13 protein-coding genes are annotated in these 13723 nt (G+C 44.3%); 11 read left to right on the top strand and 2 right to left on the bottom strand.

Features of this window, described 5'->3' with window-relative positions:
- Positions 1-3: 3 nt before the first annotated feature.
- From IE104_RS15825 to IE104_RS15780, 10 genes are all read left to right on the top strand, one after another.
- Entirely contained in the window at positions 4-1275 is a 1272-nt protein-coding gene (locus tag IE104_RS15825; RefSeq protein ID WP_189420292.1) for an ATP-binding protein, read from the top strand.
- 487 nt (positions 1276-1762) lie between these two features.
- Positions 1763-2377: an energy transducer TonB gene (locus tag IE104_RS15820; protein ID WP_189420290.1), complete on the top strand. Its 615-nt coding sequence runs from the start codon at positions 1763-1765 to the stop codon at positions 2375-2377.
- Positions 2378-2452: 75 nt separating this feature from the next.
- Complete coding sequence (locus IE104_RS15815; RefSeq protein ID WP_189420288.1) at positions 2453-3346, top strand: MotA/TolQ/ExbB proton channel family protein; 894 nt, start codon at positions 2453-2455, stop codon at positions 3344-3346.
- A 103-nt stretch (positions 3347-3449) separates the two neighbouring features.
- Entirely contained in the window at positions 3450-3869 is a 420-nt protein-coding gene (locus IE104_RS15810; RefSeq protein WP_189420286.1) for an ExbD/TolR family protein, read from the top strand.
- Between the two features lie 31 nt (positions 3870-3900).
- Positions 3901-4323 carry an ExbD/TolR family protein gene (locus tag IE104_RS15805; protein WP_189420283.1) on the top strand — a complete coding sequence of 141 codons (423 nt, stop codon included), beginning with the start codon at positions 3901-3903 and terminating at the stop codon, positions 4321-4323.
- 69 nt (positions 4324-4392) lie between these two features.
- A complete protein-coding gene (locus IE104_RS15800; protein ID WP_189420282.1) occupies positions 4393-5643 on the top strand; it encodes a tetratricopeptide repeat protein in 1251 nt (416 codons plus the stop codon).
- 156 nt (positions 5644-5799) lie between these two features.
- The gene (locus IE104_RS15795; RefSeq protein ID WP_189420280.1) at positions 5800-6213 is read left to right on the top strand and encodes a rhodanese-like domain-containing protein; all 414 of its coding nucleotides are present in this window, start codon (positions 5800-5802) and stop codon (positions 6211-6213) included.
- A 14-nt stretch (positions 6214-6227) separates the two neighbouring features.
- A complete protein-coding gene (grxC, locus tag IE104_RS15790; RefSeq protein ID WP_189420278.1) occupies positions 6228-6485 on the top strand; it encodes a glutaredoxin 3 in 258 nt (85 codons plus the stop codon).
- A gap of 21 nt (positions 6486-6506) precedes the next feature.
- The gene (gene secB / locus IE104_RS15785; RefSeq protein WP_189420276.1) at positions 6507-7028 is read left to right on the top strand and encodes a protein-export chaperone SecB; all 522 of its coding nucleotides are present in this window, start codon (positions 6507-6509) and stop codon (positions 7026-7028) included.
- A gap of 57 nt (positions 7029-7085) precedes the next feature.
- Positions 7086-8585, top strand: a complete 1500-nt coding sequence (locus IE104_RS15780) for a Ppx/GppA phosphatase family protein (RefSeq protein WP_189420274.1) — start codon at positions 7086-7088, stop codon at positions 8583-8585.
- 56 nt (positions 8586-8641) lie between these two features.
- Here IE104_RS15780 and ppk1 read toward each other — a convergent pair whose 3' ends face one another.
- The gene (ppk1, locus tag IE104_RS15775; protein WP_189420272.1) at positions 8642-10699 is read right to left on the bottom strand and encodes a polyphosphate kinase 1; all 2058 of its coding nucleotides are present in this window, start codon (positions 10697-10699) and stop codon (positions 8642-8644) included.
- 161 nt (positions 10700-10860) lie between these two features.
- Positions 10861-11178 (bottom strand): DUF4156 domain-containing protein, encoded by a 318-nt coding sequence (locus IE104_RS15770; protein ID WP_189420270.1) that lies wholly within the window; start codon positions 11176-11178, stop codon positions 10861-10863.
- Positions 11179-11535: 357 nt separating this feature from the next.
- Here IE104_RS15770 and IE104_RS15765 point away from each other — a divergent pair, with 357 nt between their 5' ends.
- Complete coding sequence (locus IE104_RS15765; protein ID WP_189420268.1) at positions 11536-13632, top strand: di-heme-cytochrome C peroxidase; 2097 nt, start codon at positions 11536-11538, stop codon at positions 13630-13632.
- The last annotated feature ends 91 nt before the right edge of the window (positions 13633-13723 follow it).

Genomic DNA, 13723 nt, shown 5'->3' with positions numbered 1-13723 from the left:
GCGATGAATCGCGCCTTTGTATCTCTGTATTTAATTATCGTTTTATCCATTTTACTCTTGGGGTTAGTGCTCAACAAATTTTGGGACGATATTAATCCACCGCAAGCAGTTGATACGGCTGTAGTAGATTTATTCAGCTTAATTGAACAATCCCTCGAAGCAGACTCTGGTAAAGATAAACAAGCGCTGCTTCATAAAGCGATTGCCCAACTCAAATATAAAGTGAGCTTAATCTCTGTCACCGATTTCTCCCGCACAACAATGGCAGAAAAAATTAAACGCGGCGAAATCGTTAGCGCCACAGATGAGCACACCAATTATTTTTATAAGCGTGTAGCTAACACTGACGACGTTTTAATGTTGTCCTACCCATCTGAATTAAATAAACGCAGTGAATTTTATATTGCGTTCATCTTATTGTTTTACGCCGCCATCGCCGGAGTTGTATTTTTATGGGTATGGCCGCTAACGCGGGATCTTGCGCGCTTAAGTCAGCATGCGCAACAAATGGGCGGTGAAGGCCAAGCGACAACGATTGCAATTTCTTCGCGCTCGGTGCTCTATCCGTTTGCAAAAGTTTTTAACGCCATGGCCAAAAGGCTCGATGAAATTTTGCGTTCGCAAAAAGAAATGACGCTCGCTGTTTCGCACGAATTAAGAACGCCCTTGGCGCGCATGAAATTCGCTCTGGCGATTACGGAAGAACAAAATTTACCAGCAAATCTAGCGCGCCAACTTTCCAGCATTAATCGCGACATACTGGAAATGGAATCGCTTATAAATTCGTTTTTAGCCTACGCTGCGTTTGATCAACAATCACAGCGATTAAATCAGCGTGAAGGTCATATACAAGATTTAGTGCAAGATATTATTCATCGCCTCGCTAATCATTTGGATGATCAGGTCCGCATTGAGGTTGTTGATAAAACTGAAGGCGCCGCTATGAAGTGTGAGTGGTCCTTAATGCAAACAGCGATTCAAAATTTAATTCATAACGCGTCGGGTTATGCGAAATCAATAATCCGCATCACCTTACAGGTGAACTCGAACGATTTTGTGATTGCGGTAGAAGACGATGGTCCTGGTGTGCCTGAAGATCAACGCAACAGAATTTTTGAATCATTTGTACGTATCTACAGTGAGTTACCGAACAGAAGCGGTTTCGGGCTAGGCCTAGCATTGGTCAAGCGCATTATGGATTGGCACCTAGGATCTGCAGTATGTAGTCACTCAGACTTGGGTGGTGCAAAATTCCTGCTTAAATGGCCGCGTTAAAATCCCCAAGTACCTATGATGTATCTATATTGATGCGACGCTAAATGCCACATTTTTGGGCAAAATAGCATTTTATTGAATAAAGATGTAGGTATATATACCCAGTTGCTTGGAAATACCGCACAGTTATAGTCCAAAGTTGTAACTGAAAATATTAGGCTAATTTATATGCCAAATATTTAAGTGGAAACCTTGGGTTAGGCTTAAATAGCGCTTTTCATGGTGTTTAAGAGCGGCTACTATAGCCCCGTTTTTTAGGGGGGTAGCGTGTCTACCTGTGCATAAACCAAAAATAACCTAAAAAATTGTCAGAGTTTGTTAATAAGGTTTCTTAGCCAGTGAATCTAGCTATACTTGCTAGCCACTAAGGCCAGGTGCTTTAGGCGCTTACTCCGTGAGATTGTGGATACAACTGCCAGAATATTGGATTTGTTTGTACTGCGATGTCATTTTTTGCAGGTGAAATTCAGAAGGTGGCAGCTAAGTTATGTCATATCACGCCAAAAAAAGTGCAGGACAGCGTACTACAGGTATTATTATTGTAGTCGTCTTCCATGTGCTTCTAATCTACGGTCTGGCCGCAGGTCTTGATCGCGAAGCAGTTAAGAATGTTATTGAAATCCTTAAGGCAGATGTAAAAGAGGAAGAGATCGTTAAAGAGGAACTTCCGCCTCCACCTCCGCCAGAAGTAAAACCACCACCACCAGATTTTGTACCGCCTCCAATGCTTGACTTTGTTCCTGATGCACCAGCTCCAGCAGCTATTCAAAACGTGCAAAGAACAGAGAAGAAAGTTGAAGCTCCAGTAAACCAAACCAAGGCTAAACCAGCTGGTAAAGGTTTAAGTCGTCCGGAATATCCAGCTGCTTCTATTCGTTTGGGTGAAGCGGGAACTACAGGTTTGAACCTGTATATTGGTGAAGACGGCCGTGTATCTGATGCCCAGATTTCTTCTTCAAGTGGTTCCGCGCGCTTGGATGAGGCTGCACAAAAACATGCTATTCGCTCTTGGAAATTTGTTCCTTGCATGGTTGGCGATAAGCCAGTGGCATGTTGGCTTCCAATTAAATTCACATGGAAGATTGAAGACGCTAAGAACTAAGTATTTGCTTGGCTCTTTTGTCACTCAATCAAAAAAATAGATCTTTAAATTTACGTTAACTGCAGGGTTTGAAAAATGTTAAAAAAACTTTCATCTGTTTTAATTTTAGCGTTGGCTTTAGGTGGTCAGCATTTCGTAGTAAGTTCAGCTTTCGCTCAAGACACCGCTGCGCCAGCTGCAGATTCAGCAGCTCCAGCTACCGACGCTGCAGCTCCAGCGGCAGATGCTGCTGCGCCAGCTGCAGAAGCAGCTTCTTCTGAAGGTGCTGCCAGTGCAATTGATGCTGCTAACGACGATACCGCTAAGTCTGAAGAATACGGTATGGGCAAATTGTGGAACGAAGGTGACGCGGTAACTAAAACCGTATTGATCCTCTTGATCCTCATGTCAGCTGCTACCTGGTACATTGCAGCTATCAAATTGATGGTTCAATCAAAATTGTTTAGCCAAGCTAACGAAGCTCGTAAAGTATGGGATTCAAAAAGCTTGCAAGATGGTGTTAACAACCTCAAAGCAGACAGCGCTTTCCGTGCGGTTGCTGAAGATGGTTTGAAAGCACTTAAGCATCACGATGGCAAATTGACCGACAAGATCGATTTGGAATCTTGGGTAAGCTTGTCAGTTAACCGTTCAGTAGCAAATATCACTAACGATTTGCAAACTGGTATGGCTGTATTGGCTACCGTAGCATCTTCATCTCCATTCGTAGGTTTGTTCGGTACTGTATGGGGTATTTACCACGCGTTGATCGTAATTGCACAAACTGGTCAGCCTTCAATTGATAAGGTAGCGGGTCCAGTAGGTGAAGCTTTGATCATGACTGCAATCGGTTTGGGTGTAGCGGTACCTGCAGTATTCCTTTACAACTGGTTGGTTCGTCGTAACAAAGTTGCAAGCGAATCTTTGAATGCCTTTGCTTCTGACGTTCACGCATACCTCATCGTAGGTGTTCATGGCGGTGACAAGTAATTTTACATTAACGGTTTAATACCTGATGCCTAACTCAAGCATGGCGATTGCCAATGTTAGAGTTAGGTATAAGTAAAAACTTGTAACACGAAGGTATCTAAAAATGGGCATGAATATTTCCGAAGGCGGCGATAATACAGAACTGAACTCCACGATTAACACAACTCCATTGGTTGATGTTATGTTGGTACTTCTAATCGTATTCTTGATCGCTGTACCGGTGGTTCTAAAAACTGTACCGGTTCAACTTCCAAACGTTTCAAATATTCCAACACAATCCAAGCCTGAAAATATCGTTATTGCGGTAGACGCAGCTGGCGAAACCTATTGGAACAACGTTCCAGTGACTAAGGAAGATTTGTTGGCTAACTTACGTGCTAAAGCTCCTATTAAGCCTCAGCCAGAAGTACATATCCGCGGCGATTTGAATTCTCGCTACGAGCCAGTAGGCCGCGTAGTAGCTTATTGCCAAAAAGCAGGTATTGTCCGTGTGGGCTTCATCACTTCACCTGAACATCATTAAGTTGATGGTTCCACAATAAAGGTAATTCATCATGGGTATGAATGTTGGGAGTGGAAGCGCAGAACCCGATGTAATGGTGGAATTGAATACCACACCATTGATCGATTTGATGCTTGTACTCATTGTAATGTTAATTATGTCTCTCCCGCCGCAGACCCATGCGGTTAAGTTGGACATGCCAGTAACAACTCCTCCAGAAAATCCGGAAAAACCGCCAGTGATAGATATCGTAGTAGATTTTGACGGTACTATTTATTGGAACTCGGAAGTGATTTCAGGTGGAGATCAATTGAAAAGTTATTTAAGCCAAGCTGCACATGCTGAACCTCGTCCAGAGATTCACCTGAAACCTAACAAGTTAGCAAAATACGATTATGTTGCTAAAGTGTTGGCCACCGCACAGCGCTTGGGCGTAAAAAACATCGGTATATTGGGTAATGAAGCGCTGGAGTAATCTCCAGCGTTTTTTTCGCATTTGTGCTTAACATTGCTGTAATCAGTAAACGTATTGGTAAACATAGTTATGTGTGTTAAAAAAAATTTATTTGGAATCGCAAAATCAGTTTCATTTGTAGTGGCTTTAACAACCGGCATAACGACTGTTTCAGCAGTGTTTGCACCAGCTGTTATGGCGGCGGAAAAAGCTCAACAACTTAGCGCTAAAATGAAGCCTCTGGGCGAAGCCCAAAAATTAATGGCTGAGAAGAAGTGGAAAGAAGCCTTAGCTGTTATTAACGAAAAAGTTGTTCCTGTCTCTGGCAAAAACGCCTACGAAGAACAAGTTACTAACGAATTCAAAGCTGCTTGCTTGGTGCAATTGAAAGATTACGCTGGTGTAGCAAAAGTGTATGAAGCAATGCTTGCTGCAAACCAAGTTCCTGCTGATCAAGTTGGTCAACGTTTAAATACCCTCGCAGAACTTTATTTGTCTCTGGGTGATTATTCAAAAGGTATCGAAGCTTACGAAAGATACTTGAAAAATAATCCTGCAACTATCGAAGTTACCACCGGTATGATGCAAGCCTATTTCAAAAAAGGTGATTACAAAAACTCTGCTGAATACGCTCAAAAATTAATTAAGCAAGCAGAAGCGGCTAAAAAGCCAGTTGATAAAAACTGGTTACAAATTTTAGGCTACAGCTATTCAAAATTGGGTAATAACTCGGCATATATAGACGTTTTATCGAAACTGCTTGAGCTTTATCCATCCCCTGAGTACTGGAATGATATTTTGAAATTTACTCGTAACGAAGTGAATTTTTCAGACAGGGAAAAAATTGAGTATTACCGCTTGAAAAAAGCCGTAGGCGCAATGACTGCGGAAGACTACAACGACATGGCTGAATTGTCTTTGTCTATGTTGGATTCTGGTGATGCAAAATCTGCTATCGAAGCTGGTCTTGCTGCAGGTGTAGTTCCAAGTTCAGAGCGTACTACCAAACTCTTAAACCGCGCTAAAGCCGATGCTGCGACTGACCTCGCTACATTGGATGCAACTGCGAAAGAAGCTTCAACCAAACCAAACGGCGAGCCTTTGGCAAAAATCGGTGCTGCTTATTTGGGTCACGGTTTGAACGATAAAGCCATCAGCACTATTCAAAGTGCTATTGCTAAAGGTGGTTTGAAAGCTATCGACGAATCTTATGTACGTTTAGGCGTTGCATATTTGAACTCTGGTAAGAAAGCTGAAGCAATTAAAGCTTTCCAATCCGTATCAGATAAATCCAATTTGGGACGTGTTGCCAAGCTTTGGATCATGTACGCTAAAAAGTAATAGAATAGTGTTTAAATGAATGCCCGCATTAGCGGGCATTTTTTTTGGGCGCGAATTCAACCGGTGGAAGTGCGCCAGAAATCACTAGCCTGTGTATAATGGGCGTCCGTTTTTCGCCCTAGCGGGCGGCCTCTCGATTTCAATATAGGTAGCCTTGTGAATTTTATTCAGTTTTTGATACAAGAATGGATTTTAACCAGTCTGTTAGCGGTTCTGATTATTGTTTATGTTATGCGCGAGCGCGTGAAAAGTGGTGTACCGGTAACCAACAATCAGCTGACGGCCCTGGTTAACAGTGATAAGGCAGTGATTCTGGATATTCGCCCCAGTGCTGAATTCAAAGCAGGTCATTTGGTTGATGCTATTAATATTCCCTATGAGCGCATCAATAGTGATTTGGCTACTCTTGAAAAATACAAAAGCAAGACCATTATCATAGTAGACAAGATGGGGCAGTATGCAGGAGTTGCAGGTCGCCAATTGGCTAAAGAAGGTTTTGAGGTTCGTAGACTTTCAGGCGGTATCAGCGAGTGGCAAAACCAGAATTTGCCGCTAGTTAAAGGCAAGTAAAAGCAGAGATTTATATGGCGCGAGTTTTGATGTACACCACAGCGATTTGTCCTTACTGCGTTAATGCTAAAAAGCTATTGGCGCAAAAAGGCGTTAGCGTGGAAGAAATTCGTGTTGACCAAAATCCCCAGCTGCGTACAGAAATGATGCAGAAAAGCGGGCAACGAACAGTGCCACAAATCTGGATTGGTGAGCTTCACGTAGGTGGCTTTACTGATCTTTGGGCGCTGGACAAACAAGGTAAGCTCGACGGGCTTTTACAAAATAACTAAAGTGACATTAAGAGAATTATTATGAGTGAAGAAAACACCCAGGCTGCGGCAGCTCAAGAACAAGAAATTCCGCAAGCAGGTTTTGCAATCCAAAAAATTTATTTGAAAGATATTTCTTTTGAAACCCCAAGCGGTCTTGATGCTTTTACTAAAGCCTGGAAGCCTAACGTACAACAAGATTTAAACATTCAGGTAACTCCGCTTGAAGAAGGCTTGTTTGAAGTCTTATTGCTGTTAACCATTACCGCTCGTATTGATAACAAAGTTGTTTTTCTTGTTGAAGTAAAACAAGGCGGTTTGTTTGTGATTAATGGTTTGGATGGCATTCAACTGAGCCATGCAATTAACACCTTGTGCCCTCAAATTCTTTTCCCTTACGCACGCGAAACTATCGACAGTTTGTTAACGCGCGGCGGCTTCCCACCATTGATGTTGGCACCTATTAATTTTGATGCTGTATTCGCGCAAGCAGTTATGCAAGCGCAGCAACAAGCAGAGGCAAATGCGGCCGCTGCAGCACCAGCAGAAACAGCACTGAATTAATAACCACAATTTGCCCGACTTTTGTCGGGCAAATTTTTTTATCAGGTGTAAAAGTCGATGTTCAACCTTTCTCGCCTCGATCGTTCCAACACCAGTCACATAGCCGCTATTGACTTGGGCTCCAACAGTTTTCATATGATCATTGCCAAATGGGATAACGACCAATTGGTGGTGCTTGATCGTTTGCGTGATCCGGTACGTATGGGTTGGGGTTTGGGGAGTGACGGTTCGCTCAGTGAAGATGCGCGTATTCGCGCCTTAAATTGTCTTGAAAAATTTGGCGAACGCTTGCGTGAATATCCATCGCGCAGTGTACGTATTGTCGGCACAAAAACTCTCCGAAGTATTAGCGACTCCAGTCAATTTTTGGCAGATGCGCAACAACGCCTTGGTCATCCTGTTGAAATTATTTCCGGTGATGAAGAAGCCCGTTTAATTTATTTAGGTGTTGCACATTGCATAGCGCCTAAAGATGGCAAACGTTTGGTGATGGACATTGGCGGTGGCAGTACAGAAATTATTGTCGGCGAGGGTATGTCGCCGCTGATTAAAGAAAGTTTGAACATGGGTTGTGTTGCCATCACCAAAAGATTTTTTTTGGATGGAAAAGTCAACGACAAAAATGCAAACAAAGCTTTTATTGCCTGTATGCAGGAATTAACGCCGGTTGCGGAAGAATTTATTCAGCAAGGGTGGAACCAGGTTCTCGGAGCGTCCGGCACCATCAAAGCAGTTGCGAAAGTTTGCGCAGCGGCGGGTTGGAGCAACGGCATTGTTCGCTTGATGGATTTGGAAAAAATTGTGCGGCTGTATTGTCAGCACGGTAATACAGATTTAAAAATTCCAGGATTGTCGGAAGATCGGCAACCGGTTTTTTTAGGTGGTGTTATTGTATTAAGAGCCTTATTTGAAAGCTTGCAAATAGCTGAGATGATGGCGGCGGATTGGGCCCTGCGTGAAGGTTTGTTATTCGATTTAAAAGGTCGTTTAGAAAATCATGATATACGCCAAGGGAGTGTCGATGCTTTAGCATCACGATTTCACGTCAATATGGAAAAGGCTCAGGCGGTAGCCGCAACCGCATTAAATCTTTTGGCACAAGTTGCTGACGATTGGGATTTGAACCACACCGAAGCAGGTAAACTTTTAAGCTGGGCCGCGCGTTTATATTCTGTCGGCCTGGACATTGCGCACAACGATTATCACAAGCACAGTGCTTACGTTGTTCAGCACGTAGATTTAGCAGGTTGCTCGCGTGTTGAGCAAAGTCATCTCTCGGTGTTGGTGCTAGCGCATCGCAAACGTTTTCCCATTAAACATTTTCCACCGGGCAATGAAGAGCTTATTCATCTGGCGATACTTCTACGCATGGCGGTGATTTTTCATCGTGGAAAAAAAGTGGAAGGCTTACCGCCTATTAACTTATCCGCAAGCAAAAAGAAAATAAAACTGCAAATATCTGCTGCGTGGTTAGAAGAGCATCCATTAACCTTTGCAGATTTGGAAACAGAAATGCGCCACCTGGATGATATTGGCTACACCTTGGATATTGTTTAAATCACGATTATAAAAAAGGCCGATCAATGATCGGCCTTTTTTATGCGCTGAAATTGTTAATGTCGCGATGTCCAGCGATCCAATAAGATTCCCTGGGCATCAATTTCGATTTCATCACCTTTTGGTGCGAGCAATTGATAATTTCCCTCAGCATCCAAAATCCAGGCGTGGGTATTGTCTGAAAGATAAAGATTTAAATCTTCGATCATACGGTCGCGAATTTTTTTATGCTTGATAGGAAAACAAGTTTCCACACGATGAAACATATTGCGTGTCATCCAGTCCGCACTTGAGCATAACAATTCCGGATTACCATTGTTTTCAAAATAGAAAACGCGGTGATGTTCCAGAAAACGGCCGATGATTGAACGCACGCGAATATTTTCCGAGAGCCCGGGAATACCGGGACGCAACTGGCAAACACCGCGTACAATCAAATCAATCTGCACACCAGCTTTGGACGCGGCATAAAGTTCATTTACCAATTCTTCATCGTAAAGCGCATTCATCTTCGCAATAATGCGTGACGGCTTGCCATGTTCAGCGTGTTCTTTTTCGCTGCGAATACGACGCACTATGCCTCTGTGTAAGGTGAAAGGCGCATACAAAAGCGCTTCCATTTTGGATGCTTTACCCATACTGCTTAACTGCAAGAAAATTCGGTAAACGTCGTCACCAATATCTTTGTCAGAGGTCATCAAACCATAGTCGGTATAAAGCTTACTGGTTTTGGGATGATAATTACCTGTGCCCAAATGCACGTAGTAATGCAATTTGCCTTCTTCACGGCGCGCGATGAGCAACATTTTGGCGTGAGTTTTAAAGCCCACCACACCGTAAATAACGTGGATACCAAAACGTTGCAAGCGCTCGGCGAGGGCTACGTTTTGTTCTTCGTCGAAACGTGCGCGCAGCTCAACAATAGCGGTAACTTCTTTGCCAGCTTTGGCAGCGGCAACCAAGGCATCAACAATCGGTGAATTTGAACCTGTGCGATAAAGCGTTTGCTTAATGGCGAGTACGTGAGGATCTGCAGCGGCCTCCCGTAAAAAATCAACTACACCCTGGAACGAATCGAATGGGTGATGTAATAAAATGTCCTGCTTCTGCAAAACTTCAAAATAGCTGTTGGTGCGCTTTGAAAGTTTTGGCATTGCCTGCACAAAAGGCTGAAAAAATAATTCTTTATTTTTGATGAGTTCAAACAAATCGCTGTAGCGATTTAAATTCACCGGACCGTTAATTTTATAAAGATCGCGCTCTTTAATTTCACAGCGCTGCAATAAAAAATCTACCAGCTCGTCCGGACAGGTGTCAGAAATTTCCAAACGCACTTCATCGCCGTATTGGCGATAGGCAAGTTCACCTTGCACGGCGCGCAGTAAGTCTTCGGTTTCTTCTTCGTCCAGAAAAATATCGGAGTTGCGTGTAAGACGGAATTGGAAGCTATCAATTACCGTCATGCCGACAAAAATTTCCGCCATAAAGAAATGGATGATGGAAGAAATAAATACAAATTCACGGCATTGGGTTGTTAGCTCAATGGGCAACTCGATGATATGCGAAAGCGAGCGCGGAACTTGCACAATAGCGCGCCCGGAGCTGCGCCCAAAGGCATCTTTGCCATCAAGCTTTACAATAAAGTTTAAACTTTTATTCAGGATGCGCGGAAAAGGGTGAGCAGGGTCCAGGCCGATGGGGCTGAGCACCGGCAAAACCTCTGACATAAAATAATTTTTGAGATACTGGATTTGTTCCGGCGTCCATTCGTTGCGGCGCAAGACACGTATGCCCGCTTCGCGCAGACTGGGGACGATTTCAGTATTTAAAATCTTGTACTGTTCTTCAACCAGCAAATGCGCACGTTCCGAAATTTGTTCCAGTGTCTGGATTTCGGTAAGGCCATCGGGGCCGAGCGGCGTTTTAGTGGGTAACTCCAGGCGTTCAACCAGACCGCCAACGCGCACCTCAAAAAATTCATCGAGATTGGTGGAGAAAATACACAGGAAACGTAAACGTTCCATCAGTGGTAGCGCCCTGTTATAGGCCTGATAGAGCACGCGTTTGTTGAATTCAAGCAAGCTAAGCTCGCGATTGAAATAGGCGCTGGACACAGTAAACCTCAGTGTTTAAAGCAAATCAACAGCAGAATATGGCACTTAAATATGACGAGAAAAAGACAGGTAAACTAACCTTAGCAAACAATCCGGCGCCTGCACACATTTCACTTTGTTGAATTTAATGCCAGCAGCATAGTAGCTGCTGGCGAAAAACATTATTTATTGCATTTGTAAACGTTAAAGCTCTGCTTACCGTTTTCGATAGTAGAGCTGGGCACAATGGTATCGCCACCCAATCCGGCAGCTTCGTTGCGTGCCAGGTTAGCAAGTTCAGTGGCAACCTTATCGGCATCACGCTTATAAAATCCTACTTTGCTCGTCACGCTCACGGTAACTTCACTCAAGTTTTTGCAACCGCGCACATTTACAGAATTCGCAACGGCGACGCTGCTGGCAGTTTCGCTAACTTTTACCCAGGTACAGCTGCTGGTCATTGCGGCCACGGCGATCAAGGTGAGTGTTAATTTTTTCATGGTGTGATCCTCAAGCATGTTGATGGTGCGACATAGGATTAATTAAAAAATCCCTGGCGCTGTAAAGAAATAAACAGCGGCTACACTAATCGCATGAATCATGAGATGCAACCAATGCCGGGAGTTTTGGGCATTAAATAACAATACTGCGCGAGAATACCAAGAAAGCAGCTTAAAACGACGTGAAACTCTGGTTTGCTGGTGTTCAGGTGGTTATGATGCGGTGCAAACCTTAAGGTTTATTTTGAGGCCAATCTTGGCCTACAGGGAAGTAACGACCTGCCAACTAGTTTTAATAATAAATTGCGCAACTCACCAATGTGTCATCTGTAAACGGGAATTTCTCAGGAGTCCACCATGTTTATCATCAAAGCGATTGTCGGTTTGTTTCACTGGATTCGCCGTAATTTTCGCACCCTTTTAAAATTCAAAATCGTTTTTGCAATTATTCTGCTGGTGATTCTCGCGGCGGGAAAAACCTATCAGCGCTGGGACGATGATCCCGAGCGTGGTGCTATAGCGGTGACTAATGGCGCTAACGGTGAAAATTATTCCACTCCCGTTTACCTTGATCAGGGTTGGAGCGAAGCAGATAGTTTGTGGTTCTACAACACCACCCAGGGTTCGGGCTTGCTGCCCTACGACTTCTACCTCGCGCTTGAGCAAGTGGATTCCACAGAATTGCTGCGTGCAAACAACAACATCGACAAATTCCGTTATTTGCCGCAAAAGCCAACTTTCTTTAATCCTGACGGCTTGGCCGTCGGATTCGTAAAAGAAACCTATCAGGGCAATGACTACATGGGTTACACCTGTGCCGCTTGTCATACCGGCCAAGTGAATTACAAAGGTAAGGCAATTCGTATCGATGGCGGCCCGGCAATGGCAGATATGGTGGGCTTCCTCACTGCCATGGAGAAAAGCCTGGAGCAAACCCAAACCGATCCGCAAAAACGCGAGCGTTTCGTAAAAGCGGTATTGGCGTTAAAAAATAATTACTCCAGCGAAGAGCAAATTCTCAAAGACCTCAAAAAGTGGGGCGATACCATTGAGCTCTACAATACGGTGAACCATAGCCATCTCGATTACGGCTATGCTCGTCTGGATGCTTTTGGCCGCATTTATAACCGCGTGCTTGAGCACATGATTAACAAAGCCCAATTGAAGTTGGCGCTTATGCAAATCACTACGCCTGAAGACAAGCGCATGCTCAACGAAGAGCAAGTGGATGCGATTCTTGAAGGCATTAATGAAACCATCATCGGTGACGTGCAATTTGCGCTAATCATGGAGCGCCTGGGTTCAACAAAGGGCAAGTTACCGGGCCTAAACCAGCGCGACCAGTTGCGCGTGCGTGAAGTTATTTTCAACGAGCCTAACGCTCCAGTTAGCTACCCTTTCCTGTGGGATATCACTCACTCGGATTACGTGCAGTGGAATGCCTTGGCCGCTAACGCAGGAGTGGGTCCTTTGGGGCGCAACACTGGCGAAGTCATTGGTGTATTCGGCATTCTCGATTGGAAAGCACAGGAGTCACGCTTTAGCCTCTCTGCACTTATCACTGGCGAGAAAGCTAAAAAACATACGATTGATTTTAAATCTTCTATCGACCTGACCAATTTGGGTCGCATTGAATCGCATTTGAATAGTTTGCAGTCGCCGGTGTGGCCACAAGAAATTTTGGGCAAGGTGGATCGTGAAACGGCAAAACGCGGTGAGCTGGTTTACAACGAATACTGCGCGTCTTGCCATCAGGTTATTGAACGCGACAATTGGGATCGTTTAGTAGTGGCCAATATGTCGAGTATCGATGTGGTTGGCACTGACCCGACAATGGCGACTAACAGTGTGGCTTACACAGGCTATGCGGGTAATTTTGAGTCGGTTTACCAGGAGACTGACGTAGGCTCGGTAGTCGTTCAAAAACGCGCGCCGGTTGTTCAAGTCCTGACCGCAGCAACCAAAGGCGCAGTAGCGACACCCGATGCTGACAAGTGGGTAGTGCGCCGCGTTGCCGATTGGGCGTACATGTTGGGTAAATCCTTCTTTGATAATGAGATAAGACCCAGTGTAAAATCCGGTAACTACAAACCGGACACCACTGCGAACCCTTATCAATCACTCTTGTCATATAAAGCGCGCTCATTAAACGGTATTTGGGCGACTGCACCCTACTTGCACAACGGCTCTGTTCCCAATCTGTGGACTTTGCTTTTGCCAGTGGAGGAACGCCCCACGGAGTTCTGCGTGGGTAACCGCGAGTTTGACCCGGTGAATGTTGGCTTCAATGCGGATGGTTGCGATAAAACTGATCCTAAAGATAAGCGGAGATTCATTGTTGAACCGCTTGGCAATCACAATACCGGCCACGAATACGGCACAGGTAAAGATGGCAAGGAAAAACTTACTGAGCAGGAGCGTTGGGATTTAATTGAATATATTAAAACGCTGTAAGCTTTAAAAATATTTATGATGTTCAGGAAACCTTTGAACGATTATTGCGCTTGTTCGCCACATCGTACAAAGGTTTCTTTTTATTGCTAAG

It is taken from the genome of Cellvibrio zantedeschiae (assembly GCF_014652535.1).
Classification (GTDB): domain Bacteria; phylum Pseudomonadota; class Gammaproteobacteria; order Pseudomonadales; family Cellvibrionaceae; genus Cellvibrio; species Cellvibrio zantedeschiae.
Note: the sequence above shows the minus strand (reverse complement) of the source record. Positions and strands in the feature narration are given on the sequence as shown.

Bases quoted from the DNA above. Each gene is read 5' to 3' on its own strand.
- IE104_RS15800 (WP_189420282.1), top strand. From the start codon at position 4,393: ATGTGTGTTAAAAAAAATTTATTTGGAATCGCAAAATCAGTTTCATTT.
- IE104_RS15770 (WP_189420270.1), bottom strand. From the start codon at position 11,178: ATGAAAAAATTAACACTCACCTTGATCGCCGTGGCCGCAATGACCAGC.
- grxC (WP_189420278.1), top strand. From the start codon at position 6,228: ATGGCGCGAGTTTTGATGTACACCACAGCGATTTGTCCTTACTGCGTT.
- IE104_RS15810 (WP_189420286.1), top strand. From the start codon at position 3,450: ATGGGCATGAATATTTCCGAAGGCGGCGATAATACAGAACTGAACTCC.
- IE104_RS15805 (WP_189420283.1), top strand. From the start codon at position 3,901: ATGGGTATGAATGTTGGGAGTGGAAGCGCAGAACCCGATGTAATGGTG.
- IE104_RS15820 (WP_189420290.1), top strand. From the start codon at position 1,763: ATGTCATATCACGCCAAAAAAAGTGCAGGACAGCGTACTACAGGTATT.
- IE104_RS15780 (WP_189420274.1), top strand. From the start codon at position 7,086: ATGTTCAACCTTTCTCGCCTCGATCGTTCCAACACCAGTCACATAGCC.
- IE104_RS15825 (WP_189420292.1), top strand. From the start codon at position 4: ATGAATCGCGCCTTTGTATCTCTGTATTTAATTATCGTTTTATCCATT.
- IE104_RS15765 (WP_189420268.1), top strand. From the start codon at position 11,536: ATGTTTATCATCAAAGCGATTGTCGGTTTGTTTCACTGGATTCGCCGT.
- secB (WP_189420276.1), top strand. From the start codon at position 6,507: ATGAGTGAAGAAAACACCCAGGCTGCGGCAGCTCAAGAACAAGAAATT.
- IE104_RS15815 (WP_189420288.1), top strand. From the start codon at position 2,453: ATGTTAAAAAAACTTTCATCTGTTTTAATTTTAGCGTTGGCTTTAGGT.